Source organism: Paenibacillus odorifer (assembly GCF_000758725.1).
Taxonomy (GTDB): Bacteria; Bacillota; Bacilli; order Paenibacillales; family Paenibacillaceae; genus Paenibacillus_AQ; species Paenibacillus_AQ odorifer.
Window position 1 is genome coordinate 3,866,377 of record NZ_CP009428.1, and the last position, 20,486, is coordinate 3,886,862.

General features: G+C 44.5%; 19 protein-coding genes. 4 read left to right on the forward strand and 15 right to left on the reverse strand.

The window, feature by feature from the left end; all coding sequences use genetic code 11:
* Positions 1 to 11: 11 nt before the first annotated feature.
* A complete protein-coding gene (locus PODO_RS16820; RefSeq protein ID WP_038571642.1) occupies positions 12 to 1,022 on the reverse strand; it encodes a 2-oxoacid:acceptor oxidoreductase family protein in 1,011 nt (336 codons plus the stop codon).
* 322 nt (positions 1,023 to 1,344) lie between these two features.
* On the opposite strand from PODO_RS16820, the gene PODO_RS16825 reads away from it, so the two are divergent.
* From PODO_RS16825 to PODO_RS31140, 3 genes are all read left to right on the forward strand, one after another.
* Positions 1,345 to 2,688: an amino acid permease gene (locus PODO_RS16825; RefSeq protein ID WP_036688050.1), complete on the forward strand. Its 1,344-nt coding sequence runs from the start codon at positions 1,345 to 1,347 to the stop codon at positions 2,686 to 2,688.
* A 146-nt stretch (positions 2,689 to 2,834) separates the two neighbouring features.
* Positions 2,835 to 3,080: a hypothetical protein gene (locus tag PODO_RS31135; RefSeq protein ID WP_155288138.1), complete on the forward strand. Its 246-nt coding sequence runs from the start codon at positions 2,835 to 2,837 to the stop codon at positions 3,078 to 3,080.
* Positions 3,081 to 3,191: 111 nt separating this feature from the next.
* Complete coding sequence (locus PODO_RS31140) at positions 3,192 to 3,650, forward strand: hypothetical protein (RefSeq protein WP_155288139.1); 459 nt, start codon at positions 3,192 to 3,194, stop codon at positions 3,648 to 3,650.
* Between the two features lie 334 nt (positions 3,651 to 3,984).
* On the opposite strand, the gene PODO_RS16830 is transcribed toward PODO_RS31140, so the two are convergent.
* The 11 genes from PODO_RS16830 to PODO_RS16880 form a co-directional block, all read right to left on the reverse strand.
* On the reverse strand, positions 3,985 to 4,173 hold the full coding sequence (locus PODO_RS16830; protein ID WP_038571645.1) for a hypothetical protein: 189 nt from the start codon (positions 4,171 to 4,173) through the stop codon (positions 3,985 to 3,987).
* 14 nt (positions 4,174 to 4,187) lie between these two features.
* The gene (locus tag PODO_RS16835) at positions 4,188 to 5,639 is read right to left on the reverse strand and encodes a nicotinate phosphoribosyltransferase (RefSeq protein WP_036688051.1); all 1,452 of its coding nucleotides are present in this window, start codon (positions 5,637 to 5,639) and stop codon (positions 4,188 to 4,190) included.
* Between the two features lie 51 nt (positions 5,640 to 5,690).
* On the reverse strand, positions 5,691 to 6,230 hold the full coding sequence (locus PODO_RS16840) for a cysteine hydrolase family protein (protein WP_038571647.1): 540 nt from the start codon (positions 6,228 to 6,230) through the stop codon (positions 5,691 to 5,693).
* Between the two features lie 29 nt (positions 6,231 to 6,259).
* Positions 6,260 to 7,030: an NUDIX domain-containing protein gene (locus tag PODO_RS16845; protein ID WP_036688055.1), complete on the reverse strand. Its 771-nt coding sequence runs from the start codon at positions 7,028 to 7,030 to the stop codon at positions 6,260 to 6,262.
* A 242-nt stretch (positions 7,031 to 7,272) separates the two neighbouring features.
* Positions 7,273 to 7,722 carry a YlbF/YmcA family competence regulator gene (locus PODO_RS16850; protein ID WP_036688057.1) on the reverse strand — a complete coding sequence of 150 codons (450 nt, stop codon included), beginning with the start codon at positions 7,720 to 7,722 and terminating at the stop codon, positions 7,273 to 7,275.
* Positions 7,723 to 7,747: 25 nt separating this feature from the next.
* Positions 7,748 to 9,334 (reverse strand): tRNA (N6-isopentenyl adenosine(37)-C2)-methylthiotransferase MiaB, encoded by a 1,587-nt coding sequence (miaB, locus tag PODO_RS16855; RefSeq protein WP_038571650.1) that lies wholly within the window; start codon positions 9,332 to 9,334, stop codon positions 7,748 to 7,750.
* Positions 9,335 to 9,607: 273 nt separating this feature from the next.
* Positions 9,608 to 10,702 carry an NADH:flavin oxidoreductase gene (locus PODO_RS16860; protein ID WP_038571652.1) on the reverse strand — a complete coding sequence of 365 codons (1,095 nt, stop codon included), beginning with the start codon at positions 10,700 to 10,702 and terminating at the stop codon, positions 9,608 to 9,610.
* A 149-nt stretch (positions 10,703 to 10,851) separates the two neighbouring features.
* Positions 10,852 to 11,697: a rhamnulose-1-phosphate aldolase gene (rhaD, locus tag PODO_RS16865; RefSeq protein ID WP_036688060.1), complete on the reverse strand. Its 846-nt coding sequence runs from the start codon at positions 11,695 to 11,697 to the stop codon at positions 10,852 to 10,854.
* 43 nt (positions 11,698 to 11,740) lie between these two features.
* On the reverse strand, positions 11,741 to 12,997 hold the full coding sequence (gene rhaA / locus PODO_RS16870) for an L-rhamnose isomerase (protein ID WP_038571656.1): 1,257 nt from the start codon (positions 12,995 to 12,997) through the stop codon (positions 11,741 to 11,743).
* A gap of 39 nt (positions 12,998 to 13,036) precedes the next feature.
* Positions 13,037 to 14,503, reverse strand: coding sequence for a rhamnulokinase (gene rhaB, locus PODO_RS16875; RefSeq protein WP_038571658.1), 1,467 nt, complete (start codon positions 14,501 to 14,503; stop codon positions 13,037 to 13,039).
* 27 nt (positions 14,504 to 14,530) lie between these two features.
* Complete coding sequence (locus tag PODO_RS16880) at positions 14,531 to 15,682, reverse strand: iron-containing alcohol dehydrogenase (RefSeq protein ID WP_036688067.1); 1,152 nt, start codon at positions 15,680 to 15,682, stop codon at positions 14,531 to 14,533.
* Between the two features lie 358 nt (positions 15,683 to 16,040).
* On the opposite strand from PODO_RS16880, the gene PODO_RS16885 reads away from it, so the two are divergent.
* Positions 16,041 to 16,796, forward strand: coding sequence for a DeoR/GlpR family DNA-binding transcription regulator (locus PODO_RS16885; RefSeq protein WP_038574551.1), 756 nt, complete (start codon positions 16,041 to 16,043; stop codon positions 16,794 to 16,796).
* 85 nt (positions 16,797 to 16,881) lie between these two features.
* On the opposite strand, the gene PODO_RS16890 is transcribed toward PODO_RS16885, so the two are convergent.
* From PODO_RS16890 to zwf, 3 genes are all read right to left on the reverse strand, one after another.
* Positions 16,882 to 17,523, reverse strand: coding sequence for a class I SAM-dependent methyltransferase (locus PODO_RS16890; protein WP_052097097.1), 642 nt, complete (start codon positions 17,521 to 17,523; stop codon positions 16,882 to 16,884).
* A 183-nt stretch (positions 17,524 to 17,706) separates the two neighbouring features.
* The gene (gnd, locus tag PODO_RS16895) at positions 17,707 to 18,600 is read right to left on the reverse strand and encodes a phosphogluconate dehydrogenase (NAD(+)-dependent, decarboxylating) (RefSeq protein WP_036688068.1); all 894 of its coding nucleotides are present in this window, start codon (positions 18,598 to 18,600) and stop codon (positions 17,707 to 17,709) included.
* A gap of 71 nt (positions 18,601 to 18,671) precedes the next feature.
* Positions 18,672 to 20,207: a glucose-6-phosphate dehydrogenase gene (zwf, locus tag PODO_RS16900; protein WP_038571661.1), complete on the reverse strand. Its 1,536-nt coding sequence runs from the start codon at positions 20,205 to 20,207 to the stop codon at positions 18,672 to 18,674.
* Positions 20,208 to 20,486: the final 279 nt, after the last annotated feature.

The window sequence follows — 20,486 nt, forward strand, 5'->3', positions numbered from 1 at the left end:
TCCTCCGTTAATTAGGCCTCAGTAACGAGATCAAAAATATGCCGGACCGTATGACTCTCTGCGTAGCCTTCTTCCTCACGTTCGCCAGACAAGGCAGTTGTAGGACAAGCTTCTACACATTTTAAACAGCCTTTACAGTATTGGTAATCAATACCTTGCAGGAACATTTGTGGACGCCCCTTCTTATCAGGCTGCTCATCCCAAACAAAACAGAGATCAGGACACACCGTATCGCACTGCGCACAATGAATACAATCCTCCTGCTTAAAATGAGGCAGCAAACCGGAGCGAGAAATGCTCAAGTTCTTTAAAAAGCTACTGCCAGGATTCGTAATGGTACCGCCGATAGGCTGTGTTTCATAACCCAATGCGGAAATATCAGACCGCACGAATTCAGGCATTGTCACGCCCGCAGGCAGTGGAAAATGCATAAACTTAACTTCATTAAATCCACGGTCGAAAGTAGTCAGCGCTGACTGTACTGCCTGTGGATACTTTTTGCCTAGTGATTTCTCTATAACGCCTTTCATAATTTCAGGGTCCAAGAAATCACACATCCGGAACAACGCGCCCAGCATCGCCATATTAACGCGGTTTTTCTCATCTAAGGCGATAGTTGTAGCATCAACGACTGCAATAGTTCCTGCCATCATATTCAGGGAGGATTTCAATTCCTCCGGCGATTTTGCTGAGTTTACCAATACTGTGCTATGTTCATAAATTCCGCTAATTACGTTAACTGTCTTTGCTAGTGCTTCGTGAAATACCCCAACAACATGCGGGCGCTCAACCGGAGACGTGTCACGAATAGGTGTGTTCAAATCACAAAACCGGATATGCGCTTTTACCGCTGATCCCTTCTTCTCCGAACCATATGACGAAAAGCTGACCCCATTCATTCCAGCACCGACAACGCCTGCTTCCGCAAGCATTTTACCAGCCAGGTTCGCACCCAACCCTCCAATTGACTCCAGACGAATCTCAAAAAATCCGAGCTCGTTCACTTTTGGTAACTGTACCACCGACATAGCCCCTTTCAGAATGTCATCTAGTATAATATCCTTTTGACTTTTTCAACGATTGTAACTTGATTTCGCAAGACGCGAAGTGACAAATCTTGCATTTTCCAAGTGTTGCCTAAGCTTATTTATCTACTTTCATTTAGCAATAAAATTAAAAATTAAGATGTTAAATTCATCACATTGTTCATGATAAATATCACACACCGATGAAAAATCACCTCTATTTCTGCAAATGTGTATCATTTATACTTTTCAACTAGTCCATTTCAGGATAAACTGATTCTTGGTGTAATTTTTTGAACCTACTTAGGAGGCATTAAATGTGAAGTCAAACGAAGCATCATTACAGAAAAAATTGCTTCCACGGCATATCAGCTTTATGGCGATGGGCGGCGTAATCGGTACGGGGATTTTCAAAGGAAGCTCTGAGACGATAAGCATTGCTGGACCAGGGGTTGTTCTCTCCTATGTATTGGCAGGCTTGCTGCTACTAGTCGTTATGGGTGCAATTGCCGAAATGGCCACGGTATACCCGAACAAAAATATGAAGGAATTCATTCGCGAGGCTTTTGGAGAACGGCTCTCCTTTATCGTGGGTTGGCTATATTGCTTCATGTGGTTGACTGTCTGCGTGATCGAAGTGCTGGCGGCAGGAAGCTTCTTGCAATACTGGTTACCGGATGTTCCGTTATGGCTACTGAGTCTAGCAAGTGGTGCTTTAATTATTGGCATCAATATGATGAGTGTAAGCGGTTATGGAGAGACGGAGTTTTGGTTAGCAGGAATCAAAATAGCTATGATTATCATCTTTATTATTCTGGGAGCTGCATTATTGTTTGGGCTATTGCCTATGTCTGAAGGGACACCCTATTTAAGTAATTTTACGGATTATGGCGGATTATTCCCACAAGGCTGGACACCTATCTTCTCTGCCCTTCTGGTCGTCATGTTCTCATATGGCGGATCTGAGCTGATTGGACTAACTTTAACAGAAACTCAAGATGCAGAAAAAGTGTTGCCTAGAGTTGTCAAAAGCTTCATTTTGCGCGTTATTCTGTTCTATACGATTCCAATTCTGATCATCTGTGGGTTAATTCCTTGGAATCAGCTTAACGAGCATACCAGCCCCTTTGTGCAGGTTTTAGCAGCTACAGGACTTAAGGGTGCTGACCATGTTATGAACTTCATACTGATTACAGCTGTGCTCTCTGCTGCTAACTCCGGTATCTATGGCGCCACACGGATGTTGCACTCTTTGGCTTCACAGGGTGAAGCTCCACGTAGCTTAGCAAAGACCTCAGCAAAAGGTGTGCCGATCAACAGTCTTAAACTTTGCGCTATAGTTCTTTTTGTTGGTTCTATGTTAGCGTACTTCGCACAGGATGGACTTTTCCGGCTGCTGATGGCTGTTCCCGGCTTCGTAGTAAGCTTGGTATGGATCAGCATCTGTCTATCACAGCTGAAGCTGCGGAAAACCTATCCTAAAGAGCCAAGCTTTAAAGTCTGGGGCTTTCCTTATATAACGATTTTGACACTTATCTGTTTGTCGGTTATTACGATTTCCTTCCTTTTCGACACTCAGAACCGGATCAGCATAGGCACATGTCTGGGCTTCCTGCTGATGCTTACCATCTGGTCATTCGCGAAATTCCGGAAGAAGAACTAAACTAAATTGCTCGCATTGACATGTAAAAAGGTGTATCCATTGTTCTACGCGATCGCGTAGAATGGGGATACACCTTTTCTTATGGGAACGGTGATTCGCCTACTCGCACCGGATTCGTCCCGTTCTGCGGTATATATACCGTTGATATGCCCACTCACACCGGATTCGGCTCATTCTACGGGATTTATACCGTAGATTTGCCCACTCGCAACGGATTCGGCTCATTCTACGGGATTTATACCGTAGATTTGCCCACTCGTACCGGATTCGCCTCATTCTACGGGATTTATACCGTAGATTTGCCTAATCGCACCGGATGCGCTCCATTCTACGGGATTTATACCGTTGATATATCTACTCGCAACGGATTCACCACATTCTACGGGATTTAAACCGTAGATTTACCTACTCGCAACGGATTCGCCACATTCTGCGGGAGATATACCGTTGATTCGCCTACTCGCAACGGATTCGTCCCGTTCTACGGTATATATACCGTTGATATGCCCACTCACACCGGATTCGGCTCATTCTACGGGATTTATACCGTAGATTTGCCTCCTCGCACCGGATTCGCCCCATTCTGCGGGATTTATACCGTTGATTTGCCCACTCACACCGGGTTCGGCTCATTGTACGGGATTTATACCGTTGATTTGCCCACTCACACCGGATTCGCCTCATTGTACGGGATTTATACCGTTGATTTGCCCCCTCACACCGGATTCGCCTCATTCTACGGGATTTATACCGTTGATTCGCCTACTCGCACCGGACGAGCCACATTCTGCGGGATTTATACCGTAGATTTGCCTACTCGTTCCGCATTCGCCCCGTTCTACGGGATTTATACCGTAGATTTGCTCACTCGCACCGGGTTCGGCTCATTGTACGGGATTTATACCGTTGATTTGCCCACTCAACACCGGATTCGCCTCATTCTGCGGGAGATATACCGTTGATTCGCCCACTCGCACTGGATTCGCCTCATTCTACGGGATTTATACCGTTGATTTGCCTACTCGCACCGGATTCGGCTCATTCTACGGGATTTATACCGTTGATTTGCCTACTCACACGGATTCGCCACATTCTGCGGGAGATATACCGTAGATTTGCCTACTCACACCGGATTCGCCTCATTCTACGGGATTTATACCGTAGATTTGCTCACTCGCACCGGGTTCGGCTCATTGTACGGGATTTATACCGTTGATTCGCCTACTCGCACCGGATGCGCCTCATTCTGCGGGATTTACTTATTCTTTTGGGTTTATGGTAATTTGTCGATATACTTTAACTAGTGTTCTGCTGCACAAAATGCAACGAAAGCCAAATCAGATATACGCAGACAAGCTGGCTTAATATACTTTCAGAAATAAACTCGCGGCGTTCGAAGTTAACAAACGCAAGCTTCACCCAAACGTCGGCTTCATCCAAACGCAAAAAAGCACGGGAATCTAATCCTCCCATGCTTCTTTCCATCGAAACTACAAAATCTACTCGATCTCCGGCTGAATATGCTCCGCGATCAATTGTTGCTTGTTGGTCCAGACCTTCTCACTCAGATTCACCCGGTACACCTCAGGATTGAGCTTACGCAGATATTCCGGCCAGAACAGATCCTTCTGCTCCCGATGGTAACGGCGAACTTCATTCAGATCCGGCAAAGTATAGACCTGGAAGCCGTTCACATAGATCGGCTCAAGCATAGGCAGCGCTTCATAGCGCTCCACATACTTGTGCATGTATGGATGCAGCGGATTAAACAGCTTCACCCGACCGCCGTTGCGCGGAGCTTCCTCTTCCGGGAAGCAGATATAATCTGCTAGCGCTTTGCCATTTTTCCCGATAATCCGGAATACGTCCTTGCTGCCTGGCGTGGATACTTTTTCAGGGTTAGAAGAAATCTTGATCGTCGGTACCATTTCTCCCGTTGCGGACTCAATTTCTACCAGCTTATAGACCCCACCCAAAGAGGGTTGATCCGAAGCCGTAATCAATTGTGTGCCTACGCCCCACGTGTCGATGGCTGCACCTTGCAGCTTCAGATCCATGATTGTATTCTCATCCAAATCATTGGATGCCACAATCTTCACATAATCGAGCCCAGCTTCATCCAGCATGTTCCGCGCCTGCCGGGATAGATAGGCTAAGTCACCGCTGTCTAAGCGGATACCGATCATCTTTTTACCTTGAGCTTCAAGCTTTTTGGCGGTTCTAATCGCATTCGGCACACCACTGCGCAACGTATCGAAGGTATCAACTAATAGTGTAACTTCATCAGGCATCACCTTGGCATAAGCATCAAAAGCTTCCTGCTCGCTGCTGAAGCTCTGAACCCAAGAATGCGCATGTGTACCTTTGGTAGGGATGCCAAACATTTTACCTGCTAGCATGTTAGAGGTTGCATCAAAGCCGCCGATATAAGCCGCTCTAGCGCCCCAGACCGCCGCATCCGCTTCTTGTGCCCGTCGGGTACCAAACTCCAGCAGAATATCATTCGGAGCCACCTGCTTAATTCGGGAAGCCTTCGTAGCGATCAGCGTCTGGTAGTTCATGAAGTTCAGAATGGCGGTCTCCACCAGCTGCGCTTCCATGATCGTCCCTTCCACACGGATTAGTGGCTCATCCGGAAAAATCAACGCCCCTTCTTTCATCGAATAAACATTGCCCTGAAAATGAAATTGCAGCAGTTCTTCCAAAAAAGCGGGAGCGTAATTTTCTTCTTGCTCCGACAAGTAACGGATATCATCTTCGGTGAAACGCAAACCGCCGATGTACCCAACGATACGCTCTAATCCTGCGAACACGGCATAGCCGTTTCCGAAAGGTAACTTGCGGAAATAAGCTTCAAATACAGCTTTTCGCTTATGGCTTCCATTCACCCAGTGAGCATACATCATATTGATCTGATATTTATCTGTATGTAGCGCAAGTTCTCTCTTCAAGTCCTCATCTCCTAATATCCACGTTGCTGTATGTGTATGTTTTTTATAGTATTATGCCTTAACAACGTCTGCTCCTAAACTTCCCCGGAAATGATTTAGTGCCCATTTATGTCCATCCGCGTTGAAGCTGGCGACCGCATCTTCGTGCAAAGTAATAATAAAACCTTTGTTATATGCATCCACCGCAGTGTGCAAAACACATATATCTGTACATACACCAATCAAATGAAGGTCAGTAATGCCACGTTCCCGCAGCTTGATCTCTAGATCGGTTCCACTAAAAGCGCTATATCGAGTTTTGTCCATCCAATAGATGGAATCCTGGTCAGCTTCATAAACAGTTTTCAGACTTCCATAAAGCTCCCGCCCCTCAGTCCCTCGTACATTGTGAGGTGGAAACAGTTTACTCTCAGGATGATAAGGATCATTGTCTTCATGTAAATCTACAGCCATTACAACATAATCGCCATTTTGGACAAACTCAGATGTTAATTGGCTGATTCTTGGCTCGATGTCGATTGCAGGCTGCCCAACCGGTAAATTCCCATTGACAAAATCATTGGTAAAGTCAATTACTATTAGTGCTCTCATGAGAATCGTCCCTCCCCTGATTTAAGACACTACGTATAAATGGACAACAATGGCTCGTGATCTGTAAACATATACAGCTGAGCCGGGCGTTGTGAGTATTGATTGGAGCTGAGTGCATTGCCCTCTTCATCTCTCACTTCTTTTAATATACCCTGACGGCTGCGTGTTGACGTGATTTTACGAATAAAATTTGGCTCTTTAAATTCCGGCACTACTGTCTGAATCACCTGATAAAGCTCACTTAGCGTAAAATGCCTAGGCAAAAACTGTCTTGCTATCGTTGTCTGCAGCATTTGCTGTTGGATACGTACGTATGCATCCTTGATGATTTCATGGTGGTCAAAAGCGAGCTCCAGTTCTTCTAACGCTTCCTGCAACGTAAATAAACCCACTTCACCCGCATCGTCGGAAGCTTGTCTTTGTTCCAGCATCCACTCTTCTACTAAGGCGAAAAAGGCATGGCTGATTATCCATCCCCGAGGGTCGCGGCCAGGTGTACTATAAACTCCAAGATATTCTAAGTGACCTCCATCGACACCGGTCTCTTCTTTCAGCTCACGAGTTGCAGCATCATAAATAGACTCATCTTCCTGACAGAATCCGCCTGGTAGAGCCCACATGCCTGCACATGGCCATTTTTTCCGTCTAATTAACATTACCTTTAATTCACGTAAAGGCAGCGTCTTAGTGACCGTCTTCCGTTCGCGTTTGGTCAGTGTAAACATTACAATGTCGGCCGGAACACCATCCGGTGTACGATATTTTTTGGCGTTATAGGTTAATTCCCCATTGTCGCTCATAATTGCCCCATCCTTTTCCGAAGCTGTAGTTTTACTTATTCGTATCTTTAAATGTACCAAACATGTTCTTCATAAATCAACAGCTAAATTCCATTATTTTACATCATCCTACAAAAAAGACTATATGAGAAACGACCTTGTCGTTGAATTATAAGGATTATGTATATTCTTGAATCTTACTTCTACCTCTTATATTGAAATAAAGGGACGGATCTGCATCCGCCCCCTGAACTGAGTGTGGGTTATCCGCATGTGGTCGGAGGCGCTTCGGTGCCGGCTTCCACATTTATTTTTTCCGAAACGGTATCTCTAATCACGGAAATTACTAGCTGGAGCAAATAATTAATATCGCTCTGGCTTTGCTGAAATTCATTGACGACAGGAATACCGTCGATCTCATCTTGCAGCACTTCAATTTCACGTTCAATTTTGGCGACCATATCTTTATTATTGAAGCTTTCGAAGGCCACGATTTCTTTTTGTTTTTTCTTAATGGTTGCAATCAGTCCTTGCACACGCTCGTGATTAAGAATTTTTTGCTCCGCCTGCTGAAAATGGCGAACCTCTTCGCTGGTTGAGATTAATGACGCTAATTCTTTAGCTTTGCCCATAATATCCTCGCGAACGATCAGATCACGAGTATTATAAGTCTTCATTCCATATTTATTCAACCGTTGTTCTTCCGTACTCATTAGTCATCTCCCCATTCGTATGTGATTAATGAACAGCTGCGGCCTCAACCACAATATCCCCTTTAATGTACCATGTTTTGGTATCTGTAATTCTCACGTTTACAAATGTGCCGATAAGCTCCTTCGGACCTTCAAAATGGACCAGCTTGTTAGCTCGGGAACGGCCAGAAAGGACTTCGGAGTTATTCTTACTCTCCCCTTCAACCAGCACCTCTACAACTTCACCCAGCATCCGGTCATTAATGATCCGGCTGTTCTCTTTGATGAGATCATTTAATCTTTGCAGACGTTCACTCTTCACCGACATCGGTACGTTATCTTCCATCGCCGCTGCTGGTGTGCCTTCCCGTGGAGAATAAATGAACGTATATGCCATATCATACCCAACCTCACGCACAAGCGATAGGGTATCTTCAAATTGCTCATCAGTCTCCCCAGGGAAACCAACGATAATATCAGTACTTAATACAGCATTCGGCACACTTATCTTAATCTTGCGTACTAATTCCAGATAAGCTTCCCGGGTATATTTACGGCTCATTTTCTTAAGAACGGCAGTACTTCCCGATTGAACCGGCAGATGGATATGCTCCACCAAGTTGCCGCCTTTGCCTAAAACCTCAATCAATTTATCGTCAAAATCTCGCGGATGCGATGTCATAAAGCGAATGCGCGGAATATCAATCAGACGCATATCATCCATCAGGTTACCGAAAGTGTAATCAATGTCTGTAAAATCTTTACCGTAAGCATTTACGTTCTGCCCCAGCAACGTTACTTCCTTGAAGCCTTGGCGGGCAAGCTCTCTCACCTCAGCGATAACGTCCTCTGGACGACGACTGCGTTCTTTACCGCGTGTAAACGGTACGATGCAATACGTGCAGAACTTATCACAGCCATACATAATGTTCACCCAAGCGCGCATGCCTTCCCGCTTCTTCGGCAAGTTCTCAATAATGTCGCCTTCTTTAGACCATACCTCAACCACAAGCTCTTTACTAAATACCGCTTCTTTAATGAGGTGTGGCAATCTGTGAATATTATGCGTACCGAAGATCATATCCACGAAGCCATGCTTTGACATAATCCGGTTGACTACGCCTTCCTCTTGGGACATGCAACCGCATACCCCTAACAACAGACCCGGCTTCTCGATCTTCAGGTTCTTAAGATGTCCTAGCTCTCCAAATACCTTATCCTCGGCGTTCTCCCGAATCGCACAAGTATTCAGCAAAATGAGATCCGCGTCATTACGGTCAGCGACACTGCGGTAGCCCATCTGTTCCAATAGGCCCTTCATCGTTTCCGTGTCATGCTCATTCATTTGGCAGCCATAAGTCGTTATATGATAATATTTGCCCACTCCGAAATTCTGCATCTCTTCAGGAATCTCGAAATCATAATGCACTTCTATTTCTTCCTTGCCGCGCCGTTTTCCTTCTTTATAGTCAGGCTGGCTATTAATTTGCACATTTCTTCCTTTAATCCGGTAAGTAACCTTACCTTCTTCTTCACTAATTACCTTTGCATCACTAAAATCAAAATATTTCGAATAATCCTTAGAACCCTTGCCGGATTTTAAGTCCGGTGAGTTGTGGTTCCCCTTTGTCATGCTGTTTTCACGTCCTCTATTGTTCAACAATTATTTTTATACTTTGCTAATTTAAAATTATAACATAATGCTGGCCTAACATAGAAGTGCCCGATCTATTAATGATGTAAAGGAGCGTTGCATATCGACAAAAAAATACCCCGCCAACGTTTGGCAGGGTCAAGTTCTATCATATTAAGGGGGGTATGCTACTATTATAAGCAGATACACTACTCTTGAAACAGTTATACAACCTCTTACCTAAAAAAATAGTCATTGTATATTCTGCTAGTTTTAGTAAAGAGTATTCGTCGCTTCAGGAGTAAATGGGATGATTTCGTCTATCGCTCCGCTTTGTACTTTGGCAGGCCAAGCTGGATCGCTAATAAGCGCTCTGCCCACTGCTACCAAATCAAACTCCTCCCGAGCGAACCTTTCAGTTAACTCATCGATATTATCCGTAGGCTTCTGAGCTTTATCTTCTGCGAAGAAATCGCTTTGCAGGCCAATAGAGCCCACTGTAATACACGGCTTCCCGGTAAACTTCTTAGTCCACCCAGCTAAATTAAGATCAGAGCCAGCAAATTCAGGTTGACTGAAGCGTCGGGTCGAGCAATGAAAAATATCTACACCCGCTTCGCTAAGCGGTGCCAGGAAACTCGCAAGTTCTTCTGAAGTCTTCGCCAGCTTCTCATCATACGCCCCCAACTTCCACTGGGAAAAGCGCAGCACGATTGGGAAGTCTGGTCCAACCGCTTGACGGCATGCTTTAATGATCTCGACAGCGAATGTTGTTCTTCCTACCAAATCGCCACCGTAACGATCGGTACGTTTATTCGTTCTATCCCAGAAGAACTGGTCTATCAGATACCCATGAGCGCCATGCAGCTCGATGCCATCAAAGCCAACGCTTTTGGCATTTGCCGCCGCTTGAGCGAAGGCTGTTACTAAGCTTTCAACCTCTTCTGTGGTCAGCGGCTCTGTCACCGGCTCACCTGCTAAATTCAGACCCGAAGGGCCTACAGGAAGGGCTTCAACGTTAGGATACTCGCCGATTGTACGCGCCATCCCCACATGCCAAAGCTGCGGGATGATCTTGCCCCCAGCTGCGTGAACCTCTTCCACAACCTTCTTCCAGCCTTCTAAAGATGCTTCTTCATGTATATTAGGAATATCTTGGTGACTGACAGCCGCTGGATGATTTACCGCAGTACCCTCAGTAACAATTAATCCCACTCCACCCTCTGCACGTCTACGATAATAAGCGGCAACATTGCTTCCCGGCACACCATTCGGAGACTGCGCGCGTGTCATCGGCGCCATTACAAATCGGTTCGACAGCGAAAGATTCCCCACTTGAAAAGGTGAAAATAGTTGCTCTGTATTCATATGTTACCTCCAATTTATTAATTGATTACTTTAAGTAAGCTTATTATCTACCCAAAAGATGGGAAATGCAAATTTTAAGAAAAAGACAAATAAAACCGGACCTCGCAGAATCTACGAATGCCCGGTTTTCACCTAATTATAATGACTCTCTAGACTTCAAGAATCCCCGCTTTAGGTGTAACTCCAAATGCTTTAGCTAAATCCCATAGCTGTTGGTCTGTGATCTTTTGTTTGATTTCTCTACCGCCAATCAAGTTGTAGATCGTCGCAGCCTTTTCAACCGTTTCTACTAGACCAAAGGTAGCATCCATGGTGGAGCCCGTGCCAAAAATCCCATGCTGCGGCCAGATGACTAAACGGTGATCCTTCATTTTCTTAGCGGTTTCGCGGCCGATCTCACTGCTGCCCGGAACAATCCACGGAATAACGCTGACCCCATCAGGGAAAACAACAAGGCACTCTGTGCACATTTCCCATAGTGTTTTGGTAAACTTCAGTTCGTCCAGATCATGCGTGAAGGTCATCGCGATAACATTTGTAGCATGTGTATGCAGCACGATACGGTGTGTGGGATCTACTTTCAAGCGTTCAATATGACTCATAAAATGCGAAGCGAGCTCACTCGTAGGAACTGCACCATTCCGCAATCCCCACAATACTTCCACACTTTCGCCATTGCCGCTAACCCTTAACACACCCAGATTCGCTTCAGGGTCTTTAATCACATTTCTGAAATATTTGCCCGAACCTGTTACGATAAAATACTTGCCTGCTAATTCTTTTACCGGAAAGGTGAGTTTGATCGTGCGCAACGGCTCCAGTACATTAATATACTTAGCCACCTCATTCTCATCCAGCAAATAGCTGACATTCCCACCATTCAGTTCATCCCAGCCAAGCTCCCACATATGACGGGTGATCTCTGACATTTCCTGAATAAATGGAGCTTCACTGCTGGCAATATAACCTTTTGACTCTAACAAGGAAGTACTCATAGTCTATTCTCTCCTTTGTATTTGCTGCTCTCCGTATCCACTTTTATCTTAAAGACAAAACGTCCTGTTCATAATTTTTCACTTCAGTAAGCCATTGCTCACGCACCGGTGTACCTTGTGATGCACAGTAGTAATCCCAGACCGCTCCAAACGGATACGATTTGAACTCTTCTACCAGAGCAAGACGTGAAGTATAATCCCCGGACTGCTCGATTTGCTTAAGTTCTTCCACTGGTTCCAGCATCGCACGCAGCAACGCCTTAATAGTGTTGCGGGTGCCAATGACCCATGCCGCGAGATGATTGATACTGCCATCAAAGAAATCCAATCCAATATTCGTACGAGGAAGTAAGTCCCCACGAACTAATTCACGGGCGATTTCCAGCAGCTCATCATCCATCGTTACCACATGGTCACTGTCCCAGCGGACAGGTCTGCTAACATGCAGCAGCAGCTGCTCACTGAACATCAGAATCGAAGATAATTTATTCGAAATCACTTCTGTAGGATGAAAATGTCCCGCATCCAGACAGATTGCTTTTCCATTTGTTAAACCATAACCCATATAGAATTCATGAGAACCTACCACATAGCTTTCAGAGCCAATTCCAAACAGTTTACTTTCCAAGGCATCCATATTATAAAGCGGATCTATTTCCTGACTAAAAATCTCATCCAGCGACTCTTTTAAACGTACTCTTGGAGCTAGCCGATCTACTGGCGTATCTTTATATCCGTCTGGAATCCAAAAATTCGTCACACAAGGCTGACCCAGCTCCCGCCCAAAATGCTCAGCGATCGTACGTGAAGCTTTACAGTGTCTGATCCAGAAATTCCGAATCTCCGCGTCCGAATGACTGAGAGTGAATCCATCGGCTGCTTTCGGATGTGAGAAACAAGTAGGGTTAAAATCAAGCCCTAAGCCCTGCTCCTTCGCCCAATCCACCCAGGATTGAAAATGTCGTGGCTCTAGTTCATCCAAATCTACAGGTTCATCTGTATCTGCGTAAATAGCATGCAGGTTAACCTTATGTTTACCAGGAATAAGAGATAACGACTTTTCTAAATCTTGACGTAGTTCATCTGGTGTACCCGCCCGGCCCGGATAACTTCCCGTTACCGCAATGCCCCCGCTTAGTTCTTTTTCCTTAAAAAGAAAACCTTTTACATCATCACCCTGCCAGCAATGTATGGAAATTTTAATTTGCGCGAGTCGCTCCAGCACTTTATCCACATCAATACCGTGGGTGGCGTATAGTTTTTTGGCTTCGTTATAGCTAGTGATAATGCTCTGATCCATACTGTTTATCCTCCTAAAATAGTGCAATGTCTGTTTCGCTTAGATAAGCTCATTCACTCTGGACAGATGAAGGCTTCTCCAGCGATTTAGAATGTTATCAAAATGCTTGATCGGCTGCGGAATGTATGATGTTATTTCAAAAGATTGTTCGATAATAGCTCTTGCCTCAGTTATGTCTGCAATGGAATCTGTGCTAATCATCTGCACTACTATATTTCCTAGAGCAGTCGCTTCCGTTGGTCCAGCCTTTACTTCCCTGCCAATAACGTCAGCTGTTAGTTGGCATAAAAGCCGGTTGTTCGCCCCGCCGCCGACAATTTGCAATCCCTCGATCCGACCTTCTGTCAGCTCCTCCAACTCTTCCAAATAAGTTAGATAGGATAACGCCAAGCTGTCAAAAACACAACGTGCTAACTGTCCAGGTGTCTCCGGAACGGGCTGCCCACTCTCCATACAGGCACTGCGGATTTCTTCTATCATGTTGGATGGATTTAGAAACCTTGGTGCATTACAAGGGATGAGGCTACGAAACCCCTCTTCTCCCTGCGCAAGCTCTGCAAGCTCCGCAAAACTATAACAATTGTTCAGTAATCTGCGAACCTCTTGGATAAGCCATAAGCCCATTACATTTTTGAGGAATCTATAAGTTCCGTAGGCTCCCCACTCATTGGTGTAGTTAGCCTGCATGGCTTGTAGAGAATTTAGAGGCTCCGTTCTTTCTACACCGAGTAAAGACCAAGTTCCACTGCTGATATAAGCTGAACCTTCTTGAAGTGGAGCACCTAGCACTGCTGAGGCCGTATCATGGGAAGCCACACAAATCAGTTGGCATTCAGGCAGGTCATATTGTTGGATTAAAGCTTCGTCAAGAGGACCAACCACTACACCAGGCTCAGTTAATTTTGAAAATTGATCTTTCCTGATATTCAAGAATTCTAATAGGTCATCGTCAAAATCCCGGTTTTCCAGATTCAACAGCTGTGTTGTAGATGCAATAGTAACCTCATTGATCTTGCGGCCAGTCAGTCGGTAATATAGATAATCTGGTACAAGTAAAATTTGATCCGCTTGCGCTAACTCTTCTTCATTATGAACATATAACTGATTCAAGGTATTGATGGATAACTGCTGGATTCCTGTCTTTTCATAGACGGTTTGTGGTGAAAGCTGCTTTGCCACCAGATCCACAGCCAGATCCGTTCTGCGGTCCCGGTAGGCGTATACTTCCTGAACACGATTCCCGTCCGCATCTACCAGCACATAATCTACACCCCATGTATCGATACCGAGCGTACAGGTAGTAATTCCATCGGTTTTAGCCTTCTGAAGCCCGATCATAATCTGCTCTACTAAATAATCAATGTCCCAGAAACAGGAACCCTCTTGTTCCGTAAAGCTATTGCTAAAGCGATGAAGCTCTTCTAAGGAAAGAATACCTTCTTGCAATATTCCGCGCACCAGCCGCCCACTTGAGGCACCGATGTCAACGGCGATGTGATTATTCATAAACAATCTCCTATGATAAGGGGTGATTTATAATATTTTTTTGAACAGTGTAATAACTTCTTCTTTAGTAGGAATAAAAGGGTTCCCTGGTGCACAAGCATCCTTCATCGAATTTTCAGCCAGAAGATCAAGATCTACTTCTTCTACACCAAGCTCGGATAATTTGGCTGGAATCCCTACTTCTTTAGACAACGCCTTGATCGACTCAATTACGAAATCCGCGCATTGTTTATCCGTTTGGTTCTCTACATTAAGTCCAATCGCTTTAGCAATGGATCTGAATTTCTCAGGCACATATTTGGCATTTTCTTCTTCCACAAAAGGCAGCAGCATCGCGTTACATACGCCGTGCGGCAGATCGTATACGCCGCCCAGCTGATGCGCCATCGCATGCACATAACCAAGCCCCGCATTATTGAAAGCCAATCCGCCAAGGAATATCGCGTATACCATCTGTTCACGCGCTTCGATATCATGGCCATTCTTCACAGTACGAGCCAGGTTAGCAAAAATTAGCTCCACTGCGGCTAGTGCCGTAGCATCAGTTACCGGATAAGCTCCTGGCGTCACCAACGCTTCAATCGCATGAGTCAGTGCATCCATACCCGTGGCCGCGGTAAGTGCAGCTGGTTTATCAACCATAAGCTCAGGATCGTTGACTGAAATCGTCGCAAGGCTGTTTTTATCTACCATAACCATCTTCACTTTGCGATCTTCGTCTGTGATTACATAGTTAATGGTCACTTCAGCCGAAGTACCAGCAGTGGTATTTACGGCGACAATCGGCAGTGATTTATGCTTAGACTTGTGTACACCTTCATATTCTTTGATATGACCGCCATTTGTGGCAATGATACCAATGGCTTTGGCAGTATCCTGTGGTGATCCACCGCCGATGGAAATCAGATAATCACAATTCTGCGACTTGAGATAATCTACGCCATCGTGGACATTTTTACAGGTCGGATTGGGTTTCACTTCATCATAGATGGCATATTCAATCCCCGCTTCGTCCAATACCGCCAGCAATTTACCAGCAATGCCACTTTTCATAAGGAATTTGTCCGTAACTACAAGCGCCTTTTTTAATTTAAGCTCTTGGATGTATGGACCAATCTCCTGCAAGCATCCTTTTCCCATAATATTGATCGATGGAACATAATACACATGCGTGCTCATTGCTTAACCAGCCTCCTAAAGTTAATTTATCAACACCAAAGTTTTACACACTGCTCTGCAAGCTAGAGCGTAGTATTCCGGCTGCAGCGCCTCAGGCTGGCCTCTGAATCGCAACCGGGCCGGCTCTGGTATCTTTCAAATCTAATTACCACTACAGGACTTCTTTTCTCCTTCATCGTATGCCCGTGAATCTTTGTTGTCAACATTTTAAATATTATTTATGTTGTTTTTATTTGTTTTATATCCGTTTTGTGAATATTATTGGAAAACAAACATGATTCTACGTTGATTTTATTGCAAAACACAGATATTTGGAGCTATGATTAAGGAATATACAGATTTCGGAAAGGTGATCCCTATGCTTGCAGCTGAAAGACGCAAAAAAATAATAGATCTTGTTCATCAGGATAAACGAGTATTAGTCTCTGATCTAAGCCGGATGTTTGAAGTTACAGAAGAGACGATACGCAGAGACTTGGAGAAGCTGGAGAAGGATGGCATTCTAAGCCGAACCTATGGCGGGGCCATGCTGAATCGTCACACGAACGAGGATTTGCCTTTTGTTACACGCAATGCGCTGAATACAGATATCAAACGGGGAATCGCCCTTAAGGCGCTCGATTTAATCAATGATGGAGATACGTTAATGGTGGATCCTAGCTCCACAGCCTTTGAGTTTCTAAAACTGCTTGGCAATAAAAACAATCTGACCATTATCACGAACTCGATTAATATTTTGCATGAGTTCTCGAATTCAGGGATGGATATCATCTCTACCGGAGGTTCTTTACGTTACCGATCCATGTCACTCGTGGGTCCTGTAGCACATGACACCATTCAAAGATACAATGTGGATACTGCGGTTATCAGTTGTAAAGGAATAGATATGGAGCGGGGCATCACAGATTCTAATGAACCGGAGTGCGAGCTCAAGAAATATATGCTACGTCAAGCTAACAAGGTCATACTCCTGGCCGATCACACCAAATTCGATAAGACCGCCTTTACGAAGCTGATCGAGCTTGGCCAAATCGACTTTTTGATCACAGACCGCCAGCCTTCTGAGGTTTGGTTGAAGCGCCTGAACAAAGAGAATATTGAAATTCTCTATTAATAAAGCAGAAATGTCTTCGACGCCCTATTAAAAATGCCGCTCCCCAATGAGTAATGGGTGACGGCATTTGTTGTTATGGAGATGATTATCTTTTTGTATAAACCTGAGAGATTGAGACTACGTTGACTGTTGATTTGGGATTTTCGCGTTGCACTTGCGTTGTGGTTTTTTTCCTGCAAATATATACAAGCGCTGGTGGAAAATTCAGCAGCACCCACTTCGTGTGTAGGATCTCAAAATGCTGGCTCAACTCTGTTTTCATCCGCGGAAAATATTCATAGGTTATAAACCACCCTCCTTCTTTTAAAGAAGCAATGATCTGTTCCATAAACCTATTGCGGTCTGGCTTCGAGAAATTCATCAAAGACAAACTACTCACGATACAATCCAGCTTCTCCAGACTGCTGTTATGAAGCGCAAGACGCAGCCGGAGACAATCGTTGTTGCAGAAACATCCGGGGAATTCCTCTCTTAATTGACTGCGAAAATCAGGATCTATTTCAAATAGAAGAACATTCATACCGGTCTTTTCTCCACGCGGAATAAACCTTGTGATTGCACCAGTCCCCGCACCTAACTCAGCCATAGAATGCACTTGGTTCCAAGGCACAGGATCAAGCAACGTCTGGGCCAGCCAATGTGAACTGGGAGTCACACTACTATATTGTCGGGGCGCATGCAGAAATTTATTTAGAAAATGAAGTCGCTCACGAATTCCACTTTGCATGAAATCTCCCCCTTGCTTCCTAACTTACCCTTCTACCCCTAAAATATGTAAAATGAATTAAATTCGTACTCCATCTATACTTCCCATTATCTATTCCCCTTAAAATAAAAAGCCCAAATTTCTCCGCAACATAAATTGCGGGAAATTCGAGCTTGTAAACACTCAATTCAGAGTCAGCCAATCTTATTTAGTTTCCACAGCATGTCCGCCGAATTCGTTACGCAGTGCAGCAACTACTTTGCCAGTGAATGTGTCGGTCTCAAGGGAACGGTAACGCATCAATAACGCCATTGCGATAACCGGAGTCGCCGCTTGTAAATCAAAGGCGGTTTCAAGCGTCCATCTGCCTTCACCAGACGAATGCATAATGCCCTTGATCTCATCTAGTTTAGCGTCTTTCGAGAAGGCACGTTCCACCAGTTCCATCAGCCACGAACGGATTACAGAGCCGTGATTCCACACCCGAGCTACTTCCTCAAAGTTGTAGTCAAATTCACTCTTTTCCAGAACCTCAAAACCTTCACCGATCGCAGCCATCATGCCGTATTCGATACCGTTATGCACCATTTTTAGAAAATGGCCGCTACCTGCTTTACCAGCATATAAAAAGCCGCTTTCTACAGCTGTATCACGGAAAATAGGCTCCACAACCTCCCAAGCTTCGGGATCTCCGCCAACCATGTAACAAGCGCCATTACGCGCCCCTTCCATACCACCAGAGGTACCTGCATCCATAAAGTGAATTCCGTGCTCCTTCAATTCCTCATACCGACGAATCGATTCCTTGTAGTGCGAGTTTCCTGCTTCAATAACGATATCACCTTTAGACAATTGTGGAGTGAGTTCAGCGATTACAGAATCAACGACCTGATGCGGAACCATGATCCAAATGATTCTTGGCGTTTCCAATTGCTGCACCAATTCAGGAAGCGTAACTGCTCCACTAGCGCCTTTAGCTTTCATTTCTTCTACAGCAGGTGCATTCAGATCAAAAGCAACAACCTCATGTCCATGATCCAGCAAATTTTGACCCAAATTAAAACCCATTTTTCCTAACCCAACTAATCCTACTTTCATGTAAATTCCCTCCGATTTATAGATTCTTATGATGTATTTTAGCTAAATTGGCAAAAAAAACAGGCAGGGGCTTAAGCCCCTGGCCGTATAGATTCCTGCGCTGCTGCAACTTCTGCTTGAGCGTCGAGAACATCTGACTCCTGATCTGCATCATCAAACCACCAGCGGTCTTCACCCAAAAGCTCCATAGCCGCATTTGGACCATAAGAACCTGAAGCATAGGTATGAAGTGGCATTAGCCCCTCCTCCATAGCTTCCTGGATTGGTGTAACCCATTGCCATGACAGCTCGACTTCTTTCCAGTGAGCGAAGAAAGTGGCGTCACCACGAAGCGCATCAAAGATCAGATTTTCGTAAGCTTCTGGTACGTCTGAAGTTCCGGCTTCATAAGTAGCGAGGACAGGTTCAAGTTTCCCTTTCTGCAACTGATCCTTCGTATTCAACTGAAGCGTAATGGCTTCATTCGGACCGATCTCGATGATGAGTAGATTTGGAACGTCATTCCCTTTATTTTTGTTATTGTTATCATTAAACGGTTCTTTAAATTCTATAACAATTCTTGTTGATTTCTCTTTCATTCTCTTGCCGGTACGGATATAGAACGGAACTTCATTCCACAATGGATCATCTATAAACAATCGCGCTGCAATAAACGTCTCATTTTGTGAGGATTGGCTAATTTCTGGTTCATCTAAGTATCCTGCAACAGATTTACCTTTAATTTCACCTTCAGCATATTGTCCGCGGATAACGTATTGATTAACCTCGTCTTTACTTAACGGAATGAGGCGCTCCATGACATATCTTTTCTTCCCGCGGATCTCTTCAGGTGTACTGCCTTTTGGAAGCTGCATCGCCATCATCATGAGCAATTGCAGCATATGGTTCTGGAACATATCACGAAGTGCCCCAGCTTTATCATAATAGCCTGCCCGTTCTTCAACGCCGACAATCTCACTCGCCGTAATTTGCACATTTGCGATATAACGATTTTTCCACAGTGCTCTAAGTACAGGATTTGAATATTTTAGAACTTCCAGATTCTGAACCATCGGTTTACCCAAGAAATGGTCAATTCGGAAAATCTCTTCTTCTGCAAATACGGCATTCAAGCTGTCATTTAACTCTCTTGCTGTTTGCAAGTCTGTACCAAAAGGCTTCTCAATAATCAGACGCTTCCAGCCCTTCGTCGATCCCAGACCACTGGAGTGAATATTGGCGGCAATTTCCTTGAAAAACTCAGGACCCACCGATAAATAGAACATCCGATTCTCCGGAATGTTAAGCAATTGCTCACGACGTTTAACATGCTCCAGGAGCTTCAAATAATCCTCTGTATTACCTACATCTAGAACGCTATATTCAAAAGCTTCCAAGAAAACCTGCAACTGTGGAGATTCTACTGCCGGCTGTCTAGAAAATGTCTGCAAAGATTGCAGGACTTGCTTACGGAAAGCTTCAGTTGAAACTTCTCTTCTTCCTAATCCAATCACTGAGAGAGGACCTGAAATTTGACCATCTAAAAAGAGGTTATATAGTGCAGGATAGATTTTACGTTTTGCTAAATCTCCTGTAGCGCCAAAAAGCACAAATGTTGATGATTCCACTTTCATTCCTCCCGCTATTATATATTATTTATTAACTTACTTTTAATTACTAGCATACTCAGTAGAATCAATCATACGACTGATATTTTTATTCGTCAACCTCATTTCGACATTTACGAAAAGTTATTATTTTCACAAAGCTTCAAATTGGTAATTATGATTAATGTCACACCAATTATCTTATTGGATTATTCATATTAAATTACTAGGAAATAATCCGCGAGCAAGTTAACAACCCGCTCCCAGCATGGGTTTAGGTGCTCTAACTTTACACACTCT